Genomic DNA, 22,410 nt, shown 5'->3' with positions numbered 1-22,410 from the left:
CGCTCATTCCGGGGGAAAAATGTCTACGGAACTCGCTGTACTTACGCAATTTGGCACGATGATGAAAGCGGTATCAGAGCGCACGCCGAAGCGCCGCACCGTGCTGTTTTTTGGCCGGGAAACTTTTTGCGATAACAGCAAATATCTCTTTCTGCACATGGTGGAGCGCTGCAAAGATGCCGAAGTCATTTGGGTGAGTACGGAAACGCATCTGATTGAGCGCCTGCGCGAAAACCAGCTGCCGTGTTTTGATCTGACTGAAAATTACGACCGCTCCGTTGATTTGCTGCTGCATGCGGCGGTGGCGGTTTTTTGCGTCAATCCGAGCCAGAGCCTGGTAGGGAATTTGCCCCTGTTTTCCTGCCTGAGCGGCGCGGTACATATTCAGTTGTGGCACGGCGTTTCGGTAAAAAAACTGCTGTTGCAGTTGCTGCCTTATCTGTCCACGCAGGATGAAACGTTTTTACGCCCGGTCAGCTGGGCGACGCGTGCGGATTATGTGCTGAGCACTTCGCCTGAACTTGACGTTTACTGGCACCATGTCTTTGGCGCAAGGACACTGCTGCGCGGCGGGTACCCTCGTAATGATGTCATCCGGCGGCCAGCGACGGCGGGCGAAATGATCGACGCCGTGATGCCGGAAAGCGCCCAAAAAGCGCTGGCATCTTCCCGGCGGAAAGTGCTGCTGGTGCCGACGTGGCAGCGCGGGAAAAACACCGTGCTGAGCGACGCCAAATTTCTGGTCCGGCTGATGACCTATGCCCGTAAACATGACCTCGAAATCTTCTACAAAGTGCATCCGCTGTATGTGTACCAGGCGCAACCCGCGGGGAAACAAGTCGATCATCTGCACATTTTGCACGCCGGTGTGGATGTCTACCCGTATCTCTCGCAGTTTGACGCGCTGATCACCGACTATTCCTCGATCATGTTTGATTTTCTGCTGACCGGAAAGCCGGTGCTGACACTGGATATCCGACACGGAGATCACCAGCTTTTCGAGCCAGATTACAGCCTGCTGCCGGGCGACGAAGACTTTCGCTATCTCTTTACGCTGGATAATCTCGGGGAAATCTTGAGTGAGGCGCTGAACGCAGACACTAAACAGGCGGGACGTCAGGCGCTGGCGGGCAGGTTATTCCCCGAATGCGAAGCCAGCCCGGCGCTGCATGACAAAATTCTTAAAATCCTGGATGAGAAATGCCGGGAATCATCGACGTTTGCAGTGGAGTGAAGAACGGCGCGACTTATGCCGCTTCGCTCTTTTCCTGAGGCGGGAATTGTTCAACCCGGATTTCAAAATCTGTAAAAACGGCAACCGGCATAATGGTATTTTTACTTTTCACTTTTTTAGCGAAACCATAGCCTTCCAGCGTTTTCATCGTTGTAGAAAGATTGCTGATATTACGACCGGCAAGCCTGGCAAGCTCAGACAGGCTTTCGGGTTTTTCGCGCGCCATCATCCTCAGGAGTTCGATATTCTCGTTACTGAGGATTTGGCCAAGCGCCAGCAGGGAAGTGAACCAGATTTTAGGGGCGTTTTCTTCCGGTACATATTCGCCTTTTACGACAGCCATAATCCGTTGTCGAAACATGTGATCCGGCATAATTCCGATCAGTGCTTTCATAAGTCCTTTATGTCCTTGTCATTTATTACCGGGCGAAATCACCCAGAATCAAATCTACGGCTTTAAAAAAATCATCAATCAACTGCTGCGCATTCACGAACTGATAAGCCGTTCCTTTAAGGTTCAAAGCGGGGTGAATATGATCCCACTCTAGCCGCTTTTTCTTTCCAGGCCCCGACTTGTCCGATACCGACGCATGCGAGTTATCAAGGCCGAAAATGCGCTGGCAGTGACGATCGTGCAAGGTCAGTGAATAGCGGATCCCGTGCGGGCGTTGCAAACTTTTTGCAACCTGATAGGCGATGATTTCGTACCAGTAACCGTTCCGGTAAGTAAACTTCACGCCATGCAGATTCAGCAGCAATTCTAATCCATGATCCATCAATGACAGACTTCCTTATGACCTGATCATAATCTCATTCAGGCGAACTATCAAGCCGGTTAATAAAGGCGTCTTTATCGGCCAGAACATCGGGCATCACAATCTTAAGTTCAGAGAGTTTTTACAAGTTGCGCAATGGATTACGGTGATTTGAAAAGCCGGGAAGTGAGACATTTTTTGATGGAAGGAAGTGCACAAGACTGGAAGAAGGAGGGGAGATCCCCGTCTGTTAAGAAGGGGATTTCAGGCTGAGCACGGTTTCAGAACAACCGTTCCCGCAGGCTTTGCAGAAGAAAATTACGCTGGGGTCTTTGTGCATCATCCAGCAAACGGATAATTTCGTTTGCTGCACGCTTTCCGGCATTGCCGTCCTGAAATGCATCGCAGACGTTCCGGCGGTAATCACTCAGCTCCGGCCAGAGGGTTTCTTCACTGAGCGCGCGGCGCAACTCCGGCAACGAAGCGGCCTGTGGCAGGAATTCGCGTACGGTCTGATCGGTACTGTAAACATCAGACAACGTGCGGTTGTCGTGAAGTAAATTGCCGAGACCTTTCCATCCCAGCAGCAGGGTCTTTTTATCCGCATGAATTGCATCGAAAATAAACCCGCTGTTGTCAGTGACGACCATATCCGCGGCTTCCAGCAGGCTAAAGGTGGACGCGTGGCTGACCAGATTTTTGCGAAAATATTTTTGCACCAGTGCGCGGGAGGGCGCTTCTTCGCTGCGGATAAGCGTGCCGTGGTGAAGTTTCACCAGCAGGGTGACGTCATTTTGCAGCGCATTGAGCGATTCCGCCCAGTGCGGCAGCGAGGATAATTCGCCAAAGGTCGGTGCATATAACAAGGTCGGACGTTTTTTGCGACGGTTGAGCAATTCTGCCAGAGACCGGTCATATTTCGCGTTATGCCAGTCATCAAAACGCGGATTACCGACCACCACCGCGTTGCCACCTATATCGATGCGCTGACGGGTGTGTTCTGCATAACACAGCACGCAGTCATAAAACGCATTCCACCATGCGTGTCCCCAGCGGTCTTTCGCCAGACCGTAAAGTGCCCGGACATTCAGCGGCGCAAGGTTATTAAGCAGTGGCGTGTAATACGGGCTGACGAGGCAGGAAAGTTGTGACGGTTTTCCGGTCAGAACCGAGACGCGCAGCAAAGGTAAATCGGTGCGTTGCAGTTTTTGCAAATAGCCGACCATTTCACTGACAAAAGTCGCTTCAATGACGTCGCTGATCACCAGCGCGCAGGGGATATTTTGTGCCTGCAGGGCGGCAATAACGTTTTTGTACACCTCAAAGTGAAATGAGGTTTCCATATAAAAGCCGACAGGTTTACGTGTGATCGTCATTTTTCGCCGCCTGTTAGCGGGAATACAGGAAATCAGCCTGACCGGTTTTTACCAGCGGCTGCATGATTTCCTGCTGCATGGTCAGCAGCAATCCGTTGCGTTCATTCAACGCCTGGCATGCCTGCGCCTGCTGTTGCAGCGCTTTCCATTGCCCGCGTGTCTGGCCGGCGAGATTTTCCGGCAGACGTGAAAAAAGGAAATCTACGCCGCGCGTATCGGCAGGAAGCCTCAGCGTTTTCAGGCAGCGATAGCGCTGGCTGGCGGACTGATTCAGCGCCTGATAACAAACCATCAGTGCCTCGTTGACCGCCGTGACGGTGTCGGCCTGGCAGGCGATCATGGCGTCGCGCTGTTGTTCGAGCAAACCGCTGAGTTGCTGATAACGTGCGTGGTCGTGGACGATCCCGGCCAGCAGACCTCTGATTAAAGTGGTCTTGTCGTTCTGGCCGTTGTGACTTTCACTGTTCATGAATGATTTTCAAAACTCTGATTTTCAAAACTCTGATTTTTAAGAGCGGAAGAAATCCCGCATGGACTGCGCCAGTTCGTCGCAGTTCACCTGAAGTTTTCCCTGACTGATGGCTGCCTTGAGCGCGCTGACTATTTCCATGTCCACGTCCGGCATCGCGTGCAGCTGGGTTTTCGCTTCATTGATCATCATGCTGTCGCGGGTTTCAGGCACATTCTGCGGCTGTGCTGCTTTTTTGCCGGAGGTCGCTGCTTCATTGCGCGTTTCCTTCGTCGTTTGCAGTGGCGCAGTGGCGGCAGTGTGCTGAGTGGCGTTAATTTTCATAGGAACCTCGATGCTGTGCGATGTTTTCCGGGCCTGTTCTGACAGGGCATAAGCCGGTTACCAGAAAGAAGCGACACCGCCAGGCGGAAACTTAAATTCCGCGGCGGAAATTTTCACTTTTTTGCAGGCCGCCGGTTATGACTGGCCGGGCGCGTACAACATCCGCACCACACCCATGCCGTCCACCACCGCCGTTACGGTTTTTTTGCTGCTCAGGTTCTTCACTTTCACCATGTCCCCCTTGCGGCCATTTTTCATCGCCTCACCCGTCATGCGGGCTTCCACTCCGTCCTGTTCCGCAATCATGATGACTTTTTGCCCGCGGTTGACCAGCAGTTCGCTTTCGAGCTGTGAGGGAACAATCACCTGCATGTCGCGAATGCGTTTTTTCACCGTCAGCCCGACCGCGTCATCCGGATCCGTCAGGTAACCGTTACGGCTGCTGCTGATGTTGCGCTTTTTCATTTCGATATCGTTCGGGCCGACTTTGTTGCCGCGCTCAAGCGTATTTTTGGCGACGACCACCGGCACATAAATATCCGGTTTAACGGTCACGGTAATCTCCCAGCCATTGGCAGCAGGACAACGGATATCGTAGCGCAGACGGGCGAGATCCAGCCGGTCACCCTGCGGCATCGCAACTGTCAGGGGCCGGGCGCAGGGCTGAAAACGGCTGACTTCTGCCGGGACAAACACGTTCAGTTTCGACTGAAAATCCTTCCAGTTTTTCTGACCCGCGACGCGGCTGATATCTGCAGTCGCCGCCGTGACGGCCTGCTGGTAAATCTGCTTGCGGGCCGTGCCTTTGGGGGCGCTGGCATTGGGGTTAGCCACGGCAGGCGGAAGGGCGGCAATACACAGCAGGAAAAGACCGCTGAGGCGGAAAACTTCCTTCCGCTTAATTCCGGGGAAAAACATAGATACCTCATCGAATTCAGTAAGTTAAAAAACTGGCACGCCATTTGCTTAATGCGCGTGTATCGATGAGAGCATTGAGGAGGAAATCATGGGGATTAGTTTTGACAAGGCATTAGGTGTTCATCCTGCCGCGGTGCAGCTTCGTCTTGCGAGGGCTGAGCTGCTGTCGGCAAACCTTGCCAACGTGGATACCCCGAATTTCCAGGCTAAAGATATTGATTTTGCCCGTGAGATGCAACGGTCAGTTGCGCAAATGCAGTCAAAAAGCATTGCGCAGAGCGGCTTCGCGGACACACAGCAGGTGAAATATCGCGTGCCAAATCAACCCTCCAGGGACGGAAATACCGTCGCGCTGGATGTGGAACAAGCCGAGTTTTCGAAAAATACCTTGGACTACCAGACCAGTCTGGCTTTTCTGAATTCGAAAATTACCGGCCTGAAAAAAGCGATCGAAGGGAAGTAATAAATGTCATTTAGCGATATCTACCGGGTATCAGGGTCGGCAATGACGGCGCAAACCGTGCGCCTTAATACCATTGCCAGCAACCTGGCGAATGCGGAATCCCCGGCAGCAACGGAGGCCGCCACCTACAAGGCACGTCGTCCGGTGTTTGCGGCGGTGTATCAGAACAGTGAACTGATGGGCAACCGGGCAATGAGTGGTGCGCGCGTTCAGGTTTTGGACGTGGTGGAAACCGGCGGCGCAGTGATGCGTCATGAACCGGGAAATCCGCTGGCTAACACGCAGGGCAACGTGTTCTACCCGGATGTGAATGTGGTGGAAGAAATGGCCGACATGATGTCGGCGTCGCGTAATTTTGAAACCAATGTCGAAGTGCTCAACAGCGTCAAAAGTATGCAGCAGAGCCTTCTGAAATTAGGTGAGGGATAAGTATGAGCGTCAGTGGAATTCAAAGTAACGCCAGTACCTACAACAATGACAACGTCAGTGCGAACAGCAGCGCCGGGGATATGAGCAGCCTGTTTCTGACATTGCTGGTCGCGCAGATTCAAAATCAGGACCCGCTCAATCCGACCGACGGCACCGAGTATGTCAGCCAGCTGGCGCAGATGTCTCAGGTGCAGTCGATGGAAAACATGTCGGCGCTGATGAATCAGAACGCCACCTTAATAGACAACATTCAGGTGCTGACTACCGCAGGTCTGGTGGGTCAGACGGTCATGGTTCAGAGCGACAGTATTGAAATGGGTGAACAGGCCATTGATGGCCGTCTGACACTGGGCCACGCCGCGACCAATGTCACGGTGACGGTGAAGGATTCTGCGGGCGTGGAGAAAACTATCGATCTCGGTGCGCAGGATGCCGGGCAGGTGGATTTCACTATCGATCCTGAAGAACTGGGGCTGGAACCCGGCAAATATACGTTATCGGTGGTGACCGATACCGGCGAACAAACGGTGCCGATTGAGATTGCCGGCACGGTCAATAACGTCCGTATCCCGCTGGAAGGCGGCGCGGCACTCCTGAACATTCCGGGGCTCGGTGAAGTCCCTTATTACAAAGTCAGTCAGTTTGGCGGTAAGCCTTCTGCCTCCGCAACAGCTTAAAGGAATAAAGCGAAATGAGTTTTAACATTGCAACGACCGGCCTGAACGCCATTACCGAACAGCTGAACTCGATCAGTAACAACATCGCCAACTCCGGCACCATTGGTTACAAATCCATGCGCGCCGAGTTTTCAGCGATGTATGCCGATTCTCAGGCAATGGGCGTGAACGTCAGCAAGGTTTCACAAAGCATTACCCGCGGTGGCAGCATTCAGGCATCTGCCAGCAATCTGGATCTGGCGATTTCCGGCAACGGTTTCTTTGTTATGCGCGACAGCGATGGCAACACCACGTACTCCCGCGCCGGTTACATGACTACCGATACCAACGGCTATCTGAATCAGAACGGGATGAAACTTCAGGGTTATCCGGTAGATGCCAACGGCGTATTGCAGGTGGGTACGGTGACTGACCTGCAGGTGAAGAGCGGTTCGATTCCGGCGAAAGCCACCGATGAGCTGGATTTCGCCGCCAACCTTGACGCGCGTGCTGAAAAACCGGAACGCGATGTGTTCGACCCGGCCGACGCGAAATCTTACAACAACACTTACACCACGCAGGTTTACGACTCACTGGGCCGCGAGCACAGCCTGTCACAGTATTTCGTCAAAAAAGACGACAACACCTGGGAAGCTTATTACTACATGGACGGTGAGCCGCTTAACGGTGGCGCACCGACTGAAATGACCTTCACCGAGCAGGGCGTTTTGCAGACACCTTCGGACAAAGTGAATCTGCAAGCCGATATCGGCGGCGCGGCGGGCCTTTCTATCGATCTCGATTACAGCGGTACCAGCCAGTACGGCTCCGAGTTCTCGGTTTCCAAAAACAAAGCCACCGGCTATTCCGCAGGTGAGAAAACCGGCGAGCAGATTGACGCCGATGGTTCGGTTTATGCCACGTACAGCAACGGCCAACGTATGTTGCAGGGGCAGTTAGTCCTGGCGAGTTTCAGCAACCCTAACGGGCTGGCATCAACTTCCGGTACCGCCTGGACCTCAACCAGCGAATCCGGCACTGCGCTGCTGGCGGCGGCCGGTGCGGGTCTGAACGGCACCATCAAATCCGGCGCGCTGGAAGGTTCCAACGTGGACTTAACCAACGAACTGGTCGGGCTGATGACTGCGCAGCGTAACTATCAGGCGAACACCAAAGTGATCTCCACCAACGACAGCATGATGAACGCGCTGTTCCAGGCGCTGTAAGGGAAGAGTCATGGATCACCTGATTTATACCGCCGTCAGCGGCGCGACCCGCAGCCTGACGCAGCAAACCATTCATGCCAACAATCTGGCGAATGCGAATACCGAGGGTTTCCGCGCCGATCTGGAGCGGGCCGGAAGCCAGCAGGTCAACGGGTATGGTTACAACAGCCGGTACATGGTGAATTCCCAAAACGGCGGCGTGGACATGAACCCCGGCGCGCTCAAGGAAACCGGACGCCAGCTGGATATTGGCATTAAAGGCGACGGCCTGATTGCCCTGCAAAATGGTCGCCGTGAAGCCTATACCCGTAACGGGCATATCGACGTGGACACCGACGGTAATCTGACCATCAACGGTCTCGCCGTGCTCGGTGACGCGGGCCCGATCCAGCTGCCTCCGTTTTCGTCAATGGCGATTGGTCAGGATGGCACCATCACGATTATCCCGGACAACGGCGATTTCATGGCCTCGCAGGACGTTGACCGCATCAAGCTGGTGGACGTTCCGGCGAACCGGCTGCGTAAAAATGACGATGGTCTGCTGGTTTCTAACCGCGCAACCGAACCGCGCGCGGAAACCGTGCAGGTCGCCGGTCAGCATCTGGAAACCAGCAACGTTTCGGCAATCACCGAAATGGTGTCCACCGTTTCCCTGAATCGTCAGTTCGAGGCGCAGATCAAAATGATGAAAGCCGCAGAAACCCTGGCACAGGCGGGTAACCGTCTGATCCGTGGCAGTTAATAAGGAACGTTAATGAACCCAGCATTGTGGATCAGTAAAACCGGTCTGGCGGCGCAGGACGCCAAAATGAGTGCCATTTCCAACAACCTGGCGAACGTCAATACCACAGGTTTTAAACGGGATCGCGTGGTGTTTGAGGATTTGTTCTATCAGAACGTGCGCGCGCCGGGCACGCAGCTTGATCAGAATAATATGACGCCTACCGGCATTCAGTTCGGCAGCGGGGTGAAAATCCTCGGTACGCAGAAAGAGTTCACCACCGGCAACATTCAGGTGACCTCGCAGGAACTGGACGTCGCCATCACCGGACAGGGTTTTTTGCAGGTGGAAACGCCGGACGGCGATATCGCTTATACCCGCGCGGGCAACCTGAAAATCAACAACGACGGCACGCTCACCAATGCACAAGGTCTGCCGCTGGTACCGCAGATTGAACTGCCAGATCAGACCAAAAGCCTGACCATCGGCAAGGACGGCACGGTGTCAGCGACGGTCGCCGGGGAAACCGATCCGGTGGAAGTCGGCCAGATTACGCTGGTGAACTTCGTCAATCCGGCCGGTCTGGAAGCCACGGGCGGTAATCTCTACCGCGAAACGGCTGCCAGCGGCGAAGCGGTAGAAGGCGTGCCGGGCGAAGATGCGCTCGGCCAGCTGGAACAGGGATCGCTGGAAGGATCGAACGTGCAGGTGGTGGAAGAAATGGTGGAAATGATCACCGTTCAGCGCGCTTACGAAATGAACGCCAAGATGATTTCTGCCGCCGACGACATGCTGAAATTCATCAGCCAGCAACTGTAGTTTTGACTTTCCCCCCGCGGCGGGGGGAAAGCCTGTTCATTCACAATATTTGGAAGGATCACGTAATGAAATCAGGGCTCATATTCGTCGCCGTCCTGCTGCTCAGCGGCTGTGAAAGCCCGACCTGGATAGCGCAGAAAGACGACGCGGCCTATGCACCGCCGGAAAATCTGGTGCAACCGGCACCGCAGGTCAGCGGCGGCGGTTTATATCAGACAAACTATAACTGGGCGCTGACGCCCGACCGTCGCGCTTACCGCGTGGGTGACATTCTGACCGTCAGGCTGGAAGAATCGACCCAGTCGAGCAAACAGGCGAAAACCAATTTCGGCAAACGTAATGACGTCGAACTGGGCGCGCCGACGGTCTTTGGTAAAACCTACGACAAACTGAGTGGCTCGGTATCGGGCGACCGTAACTTCAACGGTAACGCCACGTCTCAGCAACAAAACATGCTGCGCGGCGCGATCACGGTCGCTGTCCATCAGGTTCAGCCTAACGGCGTGCTGATTATCAAAGGCGAGAAATGGCTGACGCTCAATCAGGGCGATGAATACATGCGCGTGACCGGCATGGTGCGTTCCGAAGATATCGAACGCGACAACAGCGTGTCATCGCAGCGCATTGCGAACGCGCGGATTTCCTATTCAGGGCGTGGCGCATTAAGCGACGCCAACACGGCGGGCTGGCTGACCAGAATCTTCAACCACCCGTTATTCCCAATCTGATGCAGGAGTTAAAGATGGGACACAAGATCACAATGTCCGTTGTCGCGCTGGTGATGACGCTGCTGACCGGGATGCTGACCGCTCCGGCGGTCATAGCGCAACCGCTCGGTTCGCTGGTAGATATTCAGGGCGTGCGCGGTAACCAGCTGATCGGTTACAGCATCGTGGTCGGCCTCGACGGCACCGGTGACCGGAATCAGGTGAAATTCACCAGCCAGTCCGTGACCAACATGTTGCGCCAGTTTGGCGTGCAGCTTCCGGCGAAAATCGATCCGAAAGTGAAGAACGTCGCCGCCGTGGCGATCAGCGCCACCCTGCCGCCGATGTACGCACGCGGGCAAACCGTCGACGTCACCGTGTCTTCGATGGGCGACGCGAAAAGCCTGCGCGGCGGCACATTGCTGCTGACCCAGCTTCACGGTGCCGACGGCGAAGTGTACGCGCTGGCGCAGGGCAACGTGGTGGTGGGCGGCATCAAAGCCGAAGGTGACAGCGGTTCAAGCGTCACCATTAATACGCCGACCGTGGGGCGGGTGCCGAACGGTGCGAGCATCGAGCGGGAAATTCCGAGCGATTTTCAGCAGAACAATATCGTGATGCTGAACCTGAAGCGTCCGGGGTTTAAAACCGCCAATAACATTGCCGTGGCGCTGAATCAGGCGTTTGGCAGCAATACCGCCACCGCGCAAAGCGCCACCAACGTGGCCGTCAAGGCGCCACAGGACGCCGGGGCGCGCGTAGCGTTTATGTCGATGCTGGAAGACGTGCAGATCAACGCCGGAAAAGTCTCGCCGCGCGTGGTCTTCAACGCCCGCACCGGCACGGTAGTGATAGGCGAAGGCGTGGTAGTTCGTGCAGCGGCGGTATCGCACGGCAACCTGACAGTCAGTATTCGCGAAAGCCGCAATGTCAGTCAGCCTAATCCGTTTGGCGGCGGCCAGACCGTGGTCACACCGGAAAGCGACGTGCGCGTCAGTCAGGGCGCAGCGCAAATGGTGACGGTTCCGGCGGGCACCAGCCTGCGGACGATCGTCAATACCATCAACAGTCTGGGCGCATCGCCGGATGACACGATGGCTATCTTGCAGGCGCTGCATGAAGCCGGTGCGCTCGACGCCGAGCTTGTCGTGATTTAACCAGGGAAAGTCAGATGATTAATGCAACCGGACCACGCACTGTTTCACCGGATTTCACCGGCACTCCGCGCCCGCAGGGGCTGGAGCAGGCGGCTGAACAGTTTGAAGCGCTGTTTTTACGCAACATGCTGGCGTCAATGCGTAAAAGCACCGACGTGCTGTCGGGCGAAGACGGCATGTTCAGCAGCAAGGAATCGCGCAATATGCGGGATTTCTACGACGACGCACTGGCGCAGAATCTTGCCAGCCAGCGCAGCACCGGTATTGCCAGTCTGCTCATTCAGCAACTGTCGCCGCAGGTGAATAAAAAGTCGGGCGGCTGATTAAGAAATGTCGCGACTGAGTCGTTTTACAAGGAGAGATAACGTAATGCGCAGGAAACCCTTATGAACATGATCAACATTGGCTTTAGCGGCTCGCAGGCCGCACAGGCACAGCTCAACGCCACGGCGATGAACACCGCGAATGCGTTTACGCCGGGCTACAGCCGCCAGCGTGTTGAACTGAGCGCCATCGGCCCGATGGGAAACGCGGGCATGACGCCGGGAAATGGCGTTGAAACGACGGCCATCCGTAGGGTGAACGATCAGTTTGTCACCGGGCAGGTGTGGCGCGCGACCAGCAGCAGCGGCTACTACGGCATGTCTCAGCAATACCTCAGCGGGCTGGAAACGCTGCTCGGAACGTCGAGCACCAGTCTGGGCAACGGGCTGGATACGTTTTTTGCCGCACTGAGCGAAGGGACAACGCAGCCGGACAGCTCCGCACTGCGCCAGCAGATGATTACCGAAGCGAACTCGCTGGCGACACGCTTTAACAACACCAACGATTTCATCAATAAGCAGCGTTCAGATCTACACAATCAGCAGAAAACCACGCTCGACAGCATTAATACGCTGAGCGGCAATATCGCTGATTACAACCAGAAAATCATGGAGCTGGAATCGACCGGCGGCAGCACCAGCGTTCTGCGCGATCAGCGTGACGAACTGGTGCGCGAGCTGAGCGGGCTGGCGGATGTGCGCGTGACGGAAAGCGGCGACGGCAGTTACAGTGTCACGCTCAGCTCCGGTCAGCCGCTGGTGAGCGGACGTTCTTCCGGTTCGCTGGCGATGTCGGTGGATGATGAAGGCAATCCGCAGCTGGCGCTCTCTTTTGCCGGCACCACTTTTCCGGCATCAATGTCCTGTGGCGGCCAGCTTGGTGCGCTGTATGACTATGAAACGGGCACGCTGGCGGAAATGCAGGCGTCGGTCAATGGCATGGCACAAGCGCTGGCGAATGCGTTTAACGACCAGCTGGCCGCCGGTTTTGACCTTGACGGCAATCCGGGTAAACCGCTGTTCAGTTTTGATCCGTCAAATCCTGCCGGAATATTGCAGGTTAACGATCTCGACTGGCGCGAGCTGGCACTGTCCGGTGCAGACGATGAGCCCGGAAATGGCGATAACCTGAAAGCCCTGATCGACATTAAAAACCAGAAAGTGACCATCCCCGGTATGGGCGAAATGAGCCTGAGCGAAGGGGCAGCCAGCATCATCAGCAAAATCGGTATTACCAGCCGTCAGAACCAAACCGAGATGACCGCCGCAAACACCTTGCTCAACCAGACGCAAAACCAGTGGGCGTCGATCAGCGGCGTCAGTCAGGAAGAGGAGGCGATGAACCTGATGCAATACACGCAGGCTTACAACGCGAACCTGAAAGTTATTTCCACCGGCAATCAGATTTTCACCGATCTGCTGGCGCTGTTCTGATATCTCTGGGAGGGATAAATCATGCGAATTACCAATCAGGTCATGGCCAATACCATGCTGCAAAACCTGAATACCAACGGCAGCCAGATGAGCAAACTGGTGACTCAAATGGCCACGCAAACCAAAATCGGCGTGCCGTCGGATGATCCGATCGCCAGCACCCGTCTGGTTCAGATGAACCGCGAACAGTCGGCCATCAACCAGTACCAGAGCAATATCAGCCGTCTTTCCGGCAGTTTGTCTGTGCAAGAAGCGCATGTCAAAGCGGTCAGCGACCAGTTACAGGAAGTGCAGGATACGCTGCTTTCCGCCGCCAACGGCGTTCATTCTCAGGCAGATATGGAAGGTTTCGGGCAGAAAGTGGACAGCATGGTCGATAACCTGCTCGCCACGCTCAACGCCCGTAACGAAGATGGCCGTTACCTGTTTGCCGGTACCAAAAATGATCAGCCGCCGGTAATCTACGACGAGGCCAGCGGCAAATATGTGTATCAGGGCAACGAAGGTACGCGCAGCACCACCGTTGCCAATGGCGTCGATATTGTGGAAAACACCGCGCTGGCACAGACGTTTGGGGACGGCAGCGATCCGCTGGCTCTGCTCAATAAACTCAATGATATCAGCAAGAAAATGCAGGATCCCGCGAGTTCACCGGACAGTTATCAGGATGAACTGAACGCTTTACTCGGCGATGTGAAAACCACCTCCGACGCGGTTTCCGGTTTGTTCACTGATTTGGGTGGCCGCCAGAACCGTCTTACGCTGCTCGACGATGCGCACACTGACATCAAAACGGCGAACGAAGGGGTGATCCGCGAGTTATCGGATACTGACACCGCTCAGGCGTATGTGGATTTCAATATGATCTACGCCTCGTCGCAGGCCGCCAATAAGGTTTACGCACAGCTCTCACAGCTTTCACTTTTCAATGCTATTTAAACCGCAAACTGAACTGAAATTATGCAGGTAGAACGCCAGTCTTCTTCTCTTCTCACTATGACTCCGTCGCCGCTTTCGGGCGGTGCTGCGGGGCAGGCGCGGCCTGTCAGCTCGTCTGCGCTGATCAACCCGACGCCACAGACGGCGCGTCAGAACGCCTTTCCCGATGCACCACGTTTGTCTTCGCAGCCGCTGCGTTACAACGTTCAGCTCAATGACCAGCTGACTTCCGTCCAGCAGGCGGAAAATTTCCTGCAAACCACGGAAAAGCAGTTACTTAAACTTTGCCACAGCGTTTCAGGTCGGGCAGGCAGCGGTGAAATCCAGGCGCAGGCGATGTCGCTGAAAAAAGTCCTGGGCGCTCGTCAGTCTCTTTCCGCCGGAACCGTTGACCGGAATATGCAGGTTTCACTGACAGGCAAAGCGCAGGTGAACTTCGGGCTGCGCAACAGCGACGCGCTGGTGAACAGCGGCAACAGCGAAACGCTGATGTTCTCGCTGGCAGGCAATCGCCGTGAGCTGAGTGCGGTGTCGCTGGGTCAGGACGCCAGCAGCAATAATTCGGTGCTGCGGCTGAATCAGGCGCTCGGGCAGTGGGGCATTCATGCCACCACGCGTCAGCAACAGGTGCAGTTTCGCGTCGAAGAATCGCAATGGTCGCGCGTCAGTCAGCATCTGAGCGTGCAGGGGGAAGGGGAGCGTTTTCCTCAGGGGCAGTTTGTTCCGCTGCGCCCGCAGGCAGAAATGTCGCTGGAGGATGTGGTCGCGGCAGTCGTTGCTGAACCGGCCAGAGCAGGCAACTATCTGCCACAATTGCAGAATTCGCTGGAAGAAATCACCCACCAGCGTTCACAGCTGAAAACCAGCAAAGCCTCAGTGCGCCAGCGCATTGACAGCATGGCGACCTATGCGCCAAAGGGCAGCGCGGAAAAGATCTCCGCGCGTCTGGGTTCGCAGCTCAATGAATCTTCTGAAACCTATGCAGCGCTCGCCACGGCGGTCGGCGCGCAGGCAAATGTGCATGCGCTGACGGTGAGGAATGTGTTATCGGCGGTGAAAGACGCCTGATTATTCAGGCGTTATTCGCTGTACAGAATCAGCCCGTTGTGGGCAATCAGCAGTTCGGTGTTGTCGATTTTCAGCGTGGTGACGGAAACCACATTTGTCGTCATATATTTTAGCGAGTTATTCACAATCAGCCCGCCACCCGGATTAGAGTTGAAAATGGGCTGATAGTTGAATGCCATTCCCTTTCGCACATCTTCGCGTTTAATCAGCTTTCCTTTTGCCACAAAATGATTGTCATCGGGGCTGGTCAGCGTCATCAGCAGGGTGCCGCTGCGGTTCTCAAAATGCGGATCGTACAGTTCTCTTCTCTCTGCCAGCAGGTCGTAATAGCCCAGTTGCAAGTTTTGATTTTGAAAATCCTTGCGATTAAAAACCAGCTCTGAAGGCCTGTTTTCGTGAGCGTGCGTGACCATCCACATCGCCAGAAGAGAAACCATCAGCGCACTAGCTAGCGCAAACATCCATTTCATTTAATTTTCGTTCCGTTTCACGATAGATCAGGGAGTTCAGCTGGTCTGCGTTGAGCCGCCACTGGTAAACATTCATCGCCAGCTGACGTTTTCCACAACTGTTGCTCAGCACAATGGTGTAATTGAGCACCATTTCGGACAGGTGATAATAAATCTGCATATGGATGCTGCGGCCTTTCAGCGTCTGGTTAATCCGGTACAGCGTGTTTTTCAGACGAAAATGCAGGTCGTCCTTCGATTCTTCAAACGCCTGGCTGTCCGCCAGTTCGAAAATCCGGATATTGCTGTAAACATTCTCCTCAATGCTGCGCATCACCACCGCATCGTCCTCTTTCATCAGCCAGGTTTTCCATCCCCAGCCAAGCAGCAGCGTCGTCAGCGCGGTGATCAGAATAATCATGCCGGTTTTCTGCCACTGAGAAGCGGTCGCCCGCGCTTTTGTCACTGGAATCGCCCGCTCCACCGGCACCGGAACCGGTGTTTCTTCCCTTTCCGGTAAACGTTCTGGTGTGATTTCTGGTTCTGCCTGAAGTTTTTCAGCCACAACCGGCAGGGGCTCAGGCGCTTTTTCCAGTGGCTGACAAAATTCTGCTTCGAGAATGTAGCCCTTTCGCGTGATCGTTTTGATGATGCGTTGCTGTTTACCGTCATCTTCCAGCGCAACGCGCAGGGCATGAACCGCATTGGGCAGTGAGTTATTACCAATAATCCGGCGTGCCCAAACCCATTGCGTCAGCTGATCGCGCGAAAGTATTTCGCCGGCGTGCTCGATAAAAACGGTTAATAATCTTAACTGATATTCACCCAGGCGGCGTTGCTCTCCCGTAATCTGATGGATCAGGGATGCAGACGCTATATCCAGCCGCCAGTGGTTAATGGTGCATTCGGAAGGTTCCATATCACTCAATTGTCTTGATTTCTAACCCGATAATATCCGGAAAATAGCGGGTTAATAAAATTGCAGGTTAACCGGCTGACATAACAATAAACACTGATTAACCCGCATATCGTAATTTTAATCGGATTTTTCTCTGTCTGGCGTGTGCGCATTCTTGCTTGTTTGGCTTAAGAGAACACTGGTTCAGATCAATATTTTTCAGATAAGTAGTACCTCAATTTGCAGGGTTAATGTTTATCTGTATGTATTTATTGTAGTTTATGGTTTTAATAATAGTTAAATAATCGCAACAACTGATGTGATTATTTTCACATCCGGTAGGTTGCCCGGAACTCGCCAGGTTTAGGAATATTCTTGTTATAGAGTAAACGAGAATCATTTCAGTCCGGTAATAATATTTTCTCATGGTGTTTAGAAACCGACGTATTGTGTCGCTTATAACCCCTTCGGGTTAATTAAACAGTGGCAGTGTCTTTGTATAAAGAAGGAATGTATTTACGTCCTCCAAAAATAAAAAAATCACTTTTTTTTCATTTTCGATTTAATTACTGAAATACAGGTGTCGTTTATCACTGGTACTAGCGAATGAGTCTGATGGACAGGCTCACAAGATTGACTACCAAGGAGATTGACCCATGTCTTTATCTATTTTCACCAGTGCTTCATCCATGGCTTCCACCAACGCCCTGAACAAATCCAACAGCATGCTGAGCACTGCAATGGAACGTCTGGGTACCGGTAAACGTATTAACTCTGCGGCAGATGACGCAGCTGGCCTGCAAATCGCTACCCGTCTGCAAGGGCAATCAAACGGTATGACCGTGGCTAAGCGCAACATTTCTGATGCTACCGCGATGCTGCAAACGGCTGAAGGTTCTTTCGATGAAGTGACTAACATCCTTTATCGTATGAAAGACCTGGCAACACAGTCTGCGAATGACACGAACACCCAGAAAGACCGTGATTCACTGCAGGCTGAGTACAGCGAGCTGAATAAAGAACTGGACAACATCATGAGCAACACCTCTTACGGCGGCGAAAAACTGCTGAGCGCAAGCGGCAAACTGTCCAATTCTATGAGCTTCCAGATCGGTTCAAGCTCCGGCGAAACCCTGAAACTGGATCTGAAAACTTCCCTGACTGCGGTCAGCGGCGCAATGACCACCGTTTCCGGTCTGACCCTGAATGCGACGGCTTCAGGCAGCAACGCGGCTATCACCCAGATTCAGGATGCACTGGATACCGTGGGCAGCATGCGTTCAAGCCTGGGTGCCAACATCAACCGTCTGGGTCACACCGCGGCGAACCTGGCAAACATGCAGGACAACACTAATCTGGCGCTGGGCAACATCCAGGATGCTGACTTCGCTTCCGAAGCGTCTTCCATGACCCGCAACCAGATGCTGGCGCAAACCAGTATGTCCATGCTGAAACAGTCCAACAGCATGAGCGGTATGGTGATGTCCCTGCTGGGCTAATCCTGCTTCTCCCGCACCAACAAAACACCGCTGAAAGGCGGTGTTTTGCTATCAGCCGTACGGAAAATGCAGGTGACACTTTTCCCTTCCGCCTGCGGGGAGCGGGGCGGAAGTTTCCCTTCCCATCAAATAAAAAATTACAGTAAAAACAACAAATTAAAAGTTGGCATGCCTTTTGCTAAATACGTTTAACTCAATGAGGTGAATGATGAGCGATTTATTAAGTCTGGACCCGCAAACCATGGCGCAGCAGATGGCGCAGTACGACGTCATGGCGTTGCAGTCCGCCCTGAAAACCCAGCAGGGCACACTGAAAACTCAGCAGGCGGCGCTGTCCGCCCTGAAATCTGCCATGACCGATTTCCGCACGGCGCTGACGGCGATGAACAAAGCCGACAGCGGCATGTTGAAAAACAGCGCGACGGTGAGCAAAGAGGGCTATCTGACGGCGACGGCGAATTCCAGCGCGTCGAAAGGTTCCTACAACATCTTTGTTCAGCAGACGGCGTCGTCGAGCCAGACCGCGTTTGAAAACCTGAGCGATGACGAAGTGAAAAACGCCAGCGGCATGATGGATATCACCATCAATGGCGAAACGTTGTCAGTGGATATGGATTCCGTCAGCACGCTGGGCGAACTGGCCAGCGCCATCAACGGCAGCGATGACAACCCCGGCGTGACGGCGTCACTGATGCGCTCTGAAGGGAAAGTCACGTTATTGCTGAGCAGTAACGAAACCGGCGAGAAAAATGCGGTCACGCTCGATACCAGCGGCATTACCGGCACCGGTGCAGATGCGTTGCAGCAAAGTGTCATGACTGAAGCGAAAGACGCGATTGTGCGCATGGGCAACGAGAACGGCCCGGAAATGCGCAGCAGCAGCAACACGTTTAGCGAACTGATTCAGGGCGTCACGCTGGAAGTGACCGCTGAACAAAAAGCCGGAGAAACGCCGTTGCAGCTGCGTATCGGCACTGACCAGACCGAAACCACGGCGCAGGTTCAGTCGTTTATCGATGCGTACAACAATCTGCGCACACAGCTCGATACCCTGACGCAAAGCGGCGCTGGCGGTAAAGAACGCGGCGCGTTTGCCGGTGACGCCGGGATCAGTTCGCTGTCCCAGCAGATGAATTCGATGCTACGTACCGAATTCAATGGTAAACGCATCACCGATTTCGGCATCACGGCAGACAAAGACGGCAAGCTGACGCTCGACAATGACAAATTTAAAGATGCTCTGGCGGAAGATCCGGCCAGCCTGACGGCGCTGTTTAACGGCAACGACGGTCTGATCAAAGGCATGGATAAGGCGATGGACGGCTATCTGAACAACACCAACGGGATGCTGAAAATGCGTCAGGACACGCTGGATCGCAAAGAAAGCCAGCTGACCGATAAAGCCGACCAGATTAATACCCGTTATGACACGGCCTACAACCGTTATCTGAAGCAATTCACGCAGTTGCAGAACGTCATGACACAAATGAACAACACCATGAGCATGTTCGGGATCGTCTAAAACGCATTCACGCGCAGGCCAGAGAACCGCAGGGAGCTGACGGAGAAGCTTATGTACGGAAATACCCAAAACGATTATCACCACTATCAGGATGCGGATCTGGCAATTCAGACCGCCGCCGCCACGCCGCACCAGCTGGTCCTGATGCTGTTCAACGGCCTGATGGATGAACTGGTGCGCGCGCGCAGCCATATCGAAGCCAAACGTTTCGAGAAAAAGGCGCAGAGCATTAACAAATGTATCGACATTCTGAACGCCCTGACCAGCGCACTCGACTACGACCGGGGCGGCGATCTGGCGCTGCAACTGGCAGGCATTTATGACTACAGCGTTTACCGCCTGTATGACGCCAGCGACAAACTGTCTGTGGAAATGATCGACGAAGTCGCGCAAATCTTGGGCAATATCCGCGAAGGCTGGGAAGGGATGGGCAAGCTGAATGGATGATCTTCAGCTCATCCGCCAGCTCGGGCAGGCGTTAACGCAGGCGGTCGAAGCACAGGACTGGCCGCGTTTACAACAGGCAGACCGGGCCATTGCCCGGCTGCTGCACGCAATGGCCGCTTCGCCGCTTACGCAGGAAAAGCGTCAGGCATTACAGGCGCTGCAACAGCATCACCGGCAGATGTATCGCGTTTGCGAGACCCGCCGGACGGAGCTGGAAGAAAAGATGCGCCAGCACCAGAGCCAGCGTGACGGACGTCAGGCGTACGCCTTATTTTCTCAGGAAGAGGAACTGTAATTGATCCCTTTGCAACCGATGAATTTCCCGCCAGTGACCGGCTCAGCACTGCCTGAGACGCTGGCGTTACCGGCACAAGGGACGGCTTCTGACGCGGCCAGTTTTGTGATGCCAGAACTTCCGCTGATTGCCGTTTCTGCTGGTGGCGGTCCGGACGAGTCTGCACCCACATCGTCAGAAACCGACACGCAGTTGCCTGACGACGTGGCAGAACAACTGGCACAACTGCTGAATTTCCTGGTTCCGCAGGAAACGCCGGTAGCACCCGTCGCTCCTGTCGAAATCGCGGCCACGGAACAGGCAACACGGGTTCTGCCTGCGGGTATTGAACCCTCTGTGATGCCGGTTACGGCCGAAACTAAAACCCCCCGCGCACAAACTTCTGCGGCGCTGGCAACGGCGGCCAGCGTGGCTGAAAGCCTGTCTCAGCCGGGCGCGCAAAACACCCTCAAGCCGCTGGCGATGTCGCCCGCGCTGATCTCACTGGCACAGCGTCAGGAAGGTGCAGAAAAACCGGTGCTAACGCCGGGAACGCAGCAACAGCCTGCAGGCGTATTGCCCGCCAGTTTCCAGACCGCGCATAACCCGCCGGACATCACGCAGGGTCGTTCTGAAGCTGCTTCCAGAGCCGTAAATATGCCGATGAATATCACCGACGGCACGCAGATCCAGGGCGAAAAATTACGTCAGGTTCTGGGCGAGCGGTTACAGCTGCAACTCGATAACCGCGTTCAGCACGCCACCATCCGTCTGGATCCGCCCGAGCTGGGCAAAATTGAGATCTCGCTGCAACTGGATGCCAACAAATTACAGGTGCAGATCCAGGCCGGACAGCCGGAAGTCGCGCGCGCCCTGCAACAGGTCAGCCATGAACTGCGCCAGTCGCTGACTGCGCAAAACAACCTGCAGGTGCAGGTCAATATTTCGTCTCAGCAGCAGTCATCGCAGCAGCAGGGACAACACCCGTCGCAGACGCCGTACCAGCCCGCAAATCTGGCGGATATCGCCCCGGCTGCGCGCAGTCGCGCCGATGACATGTCGTCTGTGAAGCCGCTCGACACGTCAATACTGACGACAGTCTGACCAACAGGGTAATGACATCATGACTTTAAAGACTTTTTTACTTGGCCTGCTTCTGGCTATGTTCGCCGCGGTCATGACCGCCGGTTTGGTGGTTTTTGGCAATGCCTGGCTTAACGACAAACCGGACGGCCCGGTTCGTTCAATGCTCAGTCGCAGCGCGCAGGAAAAAGACGACATGGAGTTCGTCGAGATTAAAAACCTGGTGGTGACGCTGAAAAACGATCAGGGGCGTGAGCGTTATCTGCTGCTCGAGCTGGGGCTGGGTACGGCTGGCGAACAGCAGAAGAAACGGGTAGAGAATTACATTCCGGTGATCCGCGGCACCACGGTGGATGTGTTGTCGGCGATGACCTACGCCGAAGCGCGTAATTTGTCCGTCGGTGAAATCCGCGAACTGCTGATGGAAAACTACCAGAAATCGTTTGAACGCAATGACAGATCCCTGCCGTTTGAGAAAGTCATCATCAGCAAGCTGGTGTTCCAGTAATCCGCAATGAGTGAATTTATCGAAAGCGTAGTGCTGACGCCCGGTCAGGAAAGTCAGTACATGAAGGACTGGCTGCCGCTGGTCAGACGCGTGGTGCGCCAGCTGGCACCGCAGGCGGATGCGGTCATTGACCGTGATGACATGGAACAGATAGCGCTGATGGGATTGCTGGAAGCGCTGCGTCGTTACGGTGCGCCTGACGAAATGTTCGCCGGTTATGCCGCGCTGCGTATCCGTGGCGCGGTGCTTGACGAGCTTCGTCTGCACGACTGGCGTCCGCGCCGCCTGCGGCAGAAAACGCACAAAATCAGCGATGCGCTGCGTACTCTGAGCCGCACGCTCGGGCGCGAACCGCAGGAAGAAGAAATCCGCCTGCACCTTGAGCTGTCTACGGATGAGTATCAGGAATACCTGCAACTCGACAGCGCGGGCACGATGGAAAGCCTCGATAACCTGCTGGCGGTGGGGGATTTTGCACCCGCGGCCTTGCAGGGCCGGGCGCTGGAGGACGACGTGCATACCAGCCGTATGCTCGCCTACGCCATCAGCCAGCTGGACTCGCGCGAACAGATGATTCTGGCGCTGTATTACCAGCAGGAACTGAGTCTGAAGGAAATCGCGCTGGTGCTCGAACTGACTGAAGCGAGAGTTTGCCAGCTCAATAAAAAGATCAGCGAAAAAATTCGCCTCTGTTTCAACTAATCAGATTTAT

The 22,410-nt window shown here is 54.6% G+C and carries 27 protein-coding genes and 1 pseudogene; 20 read left to right on the top strand and 8 right to left on the bottom strand.

The window, feature by feature from the left end; translation table 11 throughout:
* Positions 1 to 19 precede the first annotated feature (19 nt).
* Entirely contained in the window at positions 20 to 1,234 is a 1,215-nt protein-coding gene (locus IV433_RS03520) for a CDP-glycerol glycerophosphotransferase family protein (protein WP_195813035.1), read from the top strand.
* Between the two features lie 13 nt (positions 1,235 to 1,247).
* Here the strand turns inward: IV433_RS03520 and IV433_RS03515 are convergent, their stop codons facing one another.
* From IV433_RS03515 to flgA, 6 genes and pseudogenes are all read right to left on the bottom strand, one after another.
* Positions 1,248 to 1,628, bottom strand: coding sequence for an HVO_A0114 family putative DNA-binding protein (locus IV433_RS03515; protein WP_195813034.1), 381 nt, complete (start codon positions 1,626 to 1,628; stop codon positions 1,248 to 1,250).
* 25 nt (positions 1,629 to 1,653) lie between these two features.
* A complete protein-coding gene (locus tag IV433_RS03510) occupies positions 1,654 to 2,010 on the bottom strand; it encodes a toxin-antitoxin system TumE family protein (RefSeq protein WP_195813033.1) in 357 nt (118 codons plus the stop codon).
* A 260-nt stretch (positions 2,011 to 2,270) separates the two neighbouring features.
* Positions 2,271 to 3,365 carry a CDP-glycerol glycerophosphotransferase family protein gene (locus tag IV433_RS03505; RefSeq protein ID WP_195813032.1) on the bottom strand — a complete coding sequence of 365 codons (1,095 nt, stop codon included), beginning with the start codon at positions 3,363 to 3,365 and terminating at the stop codon, positions 2,271 to 2,273.
* Positions 3,366 to 3,378: 13 nt separating this feature from the next.
* Positions 3,379 to 3,834 (bottom strand): flagellar export chaperone FlgN, encoded by a 456-nt coding sequence (gene flgN / locus IV433_RS03500; RefSeq protein WP_195813031.1) that lies wholly within the window; start codon positions 3,832 to 3,834, stop codon positions 3,379 to 3,381.
* Positions 3,835 to 3,873: 39 nt separating this feature from the next.
* Positions 3,874 to 4,158 carry a flagellar biosynthesis anti-sigma factor FlgM gene (gene flgM, locus IV433_RS03495; protein WP_195813030.1) on the bottom strand — a complete coding sequence of 95 codons (285 nt, stop codon included), beginning with the start codon at positions 4,156 to 4,158 and terminating at the stop codon, positions 3,874 to 3,876.
* Between the two features lie 135 nt (positions 4,159 to 4,293).
* Positions 4,294 to 5,120, bottom strand: a pseudogene (gene flgA / locus IV433_RS03490) (flagellar basal body P-ring formation chaperone FlgA).
* Positions 5,121 to 5,164: 44 nt separating this feature from the next.
* Here flgA and flgB point away from each other — a divergent pair.
* The 12 genes from flgB (at position 5,165) to IV433_RS03430 (ending at position 15,018) form a co-directional block, all read left to right on the top strand.
* Positions 5,165 to 5,539, top strand: a complete 375-nt coding sequence (gene flgB / locus IV433_RS03485) for a flagellar basal body rod protein FlgB (RefSeq protein ID WP_195813028.1) — start codon at positions 5,165 to 5,167, stop codon at positions 5,537 to 5,539.
* A gap of 3 nt (positions 5,540 to 5,542) precedes the next feature.
* A complete protein-coding gene (gene flgC / locus IV433_RS03480; protein ID WP_195813027.1) occupies positions 5,543 to 5,968 on the top strand; it encodes a flagellar basal body rod protein FlgC in 426 nt (141 codons plus the stop codon).
* Positions 5,969 to 5,970: 2 nt separating this feature from the next.
* Positions 5,971 to 6,645 carry a flagellar hook assembly protein FlgD gene (gene flgD / locus IV433_RS03475; RefSeq protein ID WP_195813026.1) on the top strand — a complete coding sequence of 225 codons (675 nt, stop codon included), beginning with the start codon at positions 5,971 to 5,973 and terminating at the stop codon, positions 6,643 to 6,645.
* A gap of 14 nt (positions 6,646 to 6,659) precedes the next feature.
* The gene (gene flgE / locus IV433_RS03470; RefSeq protein WP_195813025.1) at positions 6,660 to 7,850 is read left to right on the top strand and encodes a flagellar hook protein FlgE; all 1,191 of its coding nucleotides are present in this window, start codon (positions 6,660 to 6,662) and stop codon (positions 7,848 to 7,850) included.
* A 10-nt stretch (positions 7,851 to 7,860) separates the two neighbouring features.
* The gene (locus tag IV433_RS03465) at positions 7,861 to 8,592 is read left to right on the top strand and encodes a flagellar basal body rod protein FlgF (protein WP_195813024.1); all 732 of its coding nucleotides are present in this window, start codon (positions 7,861 to 7,863) and stop codon (positions 8,590 to 8,592) included.
* Between the two features lie 12 nt (positions 8,593 to 8,604).
* A complete protein-coding gene (gene flgG, locus IV433_RS03460) occupies positions 8,605 to 9,390 on the top strand; it encodes a flagellar basal-body rod protein FlgG (protein WP_195813023.1) in 786 nt (261 codons plus the stop codon).
* Positions 9,391 to 9,455: 65 nt separating this feature from the next.
* Entirely contained in the window at positions 9,456 to 10,118 is a 663-nt protein-coding gene (flgH, locus tag IV433_RS03455; protein WP_195813022.1) for a flagellar basal body L-ring protein FlgH, read from the top strand.
* A 53-nt stretch (positions 10,119 to 10,171) separates the two neighbouring features.
* The gene (locus IV433_RS03450; RefSeq protein WP_229893236.1) at positions 10,172 to 11,254 is read left to right on the top strand and encodes a flagellar basal body P-ring protein FlgI; all 1,083 of its coding nucleotides are present in this window, start codon (positions 10,172 to 10,174) and stop codon (positions 11,252 to 11,254) included.
* Positions 11,255 to 11,268: 14 nt separating this feature from the next.
* Positions 11,269 to 11,577, top strand: a complete 309-nt coding sequence (locus IV433_RS03445) for a rod-binding protein (RefSeq protein WP_195813021.1) — start codon at positions 11,269 to 11,271, stop codon at positions 11,575 to 11,577.
* Between the two features lie 63 nt (positions 11,578 to 11,640).
* Positions 11,641 to 13,011, top strand: coding sequence for a flagellar hook-associated protein FlgK (gene flgK, locus IV433_RS03440; RefSeq protein ID WP_195813020.1), 1,371 nt, complete (start codon positions 11,641 to 11,643; stop codon positions 13,009 to 13,011).
* Positions 13,012 to 13,032: 21 nt separating this feature from the next.
* Complete coding sequence (gene flgL / locus IV433_RS03435; RefSeq protein ID WP_195813019.1) at positions 13,033 to 13,950, top strand: flagellar hook-associated protein FlgL; 918 nt, start codon at positions 13,033 to 13,035, stop codon at positions 13,948 to 13,950.
* A gap of 21 nt (positions 13,951 to 13,971) precedes the next feature.
* Positions 13,972 to 15,018: a hypothetical protein gene (locus tag IV433_RS03430; RefSeq protein ID WP_195813018.1), complete on the top strand. Its 1,047-nt coding sequence runs from the start codon at positions 13,972 to 13,974 to the stop codon at positions 15,016 to 15,018.
* A gap of 11 nt (positions 15,019 to 15,029) precedes the next feature.
* Here IV433_RS03430 and IV433_RS03425 read toward each other — a convergent pair whose 3' ends face one another.
* Complete coding sequence (locus IV433_RS03425) at positions 15,030 to 15,488, bottom strand: hypothetical protein (protein ID WP_195813017.1); 459 nt, start codon at positions 15,486 to 15,488, stop codon at positions 15,030 to 15,032.
* A complete protein-coding gene (locus IV433_RS03420; protein ID WP_195813016.1) occupies positions 15,463 to 16,386 on the bottom strand; it encodes a winged helix-turn-helix domain-containing protein in 924 nt (307 codons plus the stop codon). Before IV433_RS03420 ends, IV433_RS03425 begins: the two co-directional genes overlap by 26 nt.
* A 635-nt stretch (positions 16,387 to 17,021) precedes the next feature.
* On the opposite strand from IV433_RS03420, the gene IV433_RS03415 reads away from it, so the two are divergent.
* The 7 genes from IV433_RS03415 (at position 17,022) to IV433_RS03385 (ending at position 22,400) form a co-directional block, all read left to right on the top strand.
* Positions 17,022 to 17,864 carry a flagellin N-terminal helical domain-containing protein gene (locus tag IV433_RS03415; protein ID WP_195813015.1) on the top strand — a complete coding sequence of 281 codons (843 nt, stop codon included), beginning with the start codon at positions 17,022 to 17,024 and terminating at the stop codon, positions 17,862 to 17,864.
* A gap of 208 nt (positions 17,865 to 18,072) precedes the next feature.
* Positions 18,073 to 19,386, top strand: coding sequence for a flagellar filament capping protein FliD (gene fliD, locus IV433_RS03410; RefSeq protein WP_195813014.1), 1,314 nt, complete (start codon positions 18,073 to 18,075; stop codon positions 19,384 to 19,386).
* A gap of 51 nt (positions 19,387 to 19,437) precedes the next feature.
* Positions 19,438 to 19,833 (top strand): flagellar export chaperone FliS, encoded by a 396-nt coding sequence (gene fliS / locus IV433_RS03405; RefSeq protein WP_195813013.1) that lies wholly within the window; start codon positions 19,438 to 19,440, stop codon positions 19,831 to 19,833.
* Entirely contained in the window at positions 19,826 to 20,128 is a 303-nt protein-coding gene (locus IV433_RS03400; RefSeq protein WP_195813012.1) for a flagellar protein FliT, read from the top strand. Before fliS ends, IV433_RS03400 begins: the two co-directional genes overlap by 8 nt.
* Positions 20,129 to 21,211 carry a flagellar hook-length control protein FliK gene (locus tag IV433_RS03395; RefSeq protein ID WP_229893193.1) on the top strand — a complete coding sequence of 361 codons (1,083 nt, stop codon included), beginning with the start codon at positions 20,129 to 20,131 and terminating at the stop codon, positions 21,209 to 21,211.
* A 19-nt stretch (positions 21,212 to 21,230) separates the two neighbouring features.
* Positions 21,231 to 21,698 (top strand): flagellar basal body-associated FliL family protein, encoded by a 468-nt coding sequence (locus tag IV433_RS03390; protein WP_195813011.1) that lies wholly within the window; start codon positions 21,231 to 21,233, stop codon positions 21,696 to 21,698.
* A gap of 6 nt (positions 21,699 to 21,704) precedes the next feature.
* Positions 21,705 to 22,400 (top strand): FliA/WhiG family RNA polymerase sigma factor, encoded by a 696-nt coding sequence (locus tag IV433_RS03385; RefSeq protein ID WP_195813010.1) that lies wholly within the window; start codon positions 21,705 to 21,707, stop codon positions 22,398 to 22,400.
* Positions 22,401 to 22,410: the final 10 nt, after the last annotated feature.

This window comes from Rahnella laticis (assembly GCF_015644585.1).
Classification (GTDB): Bacteria; Pseudomonadota; Gammaproteobacteria; order Enterobacterales; family Enterobacteriaceae; genus Rahnella; species Rahnella laticis.
Note: the sequence above shows the minus strand (reverse complement) of the source record. Positions and strands in the feature narration are given on the sequence as shown.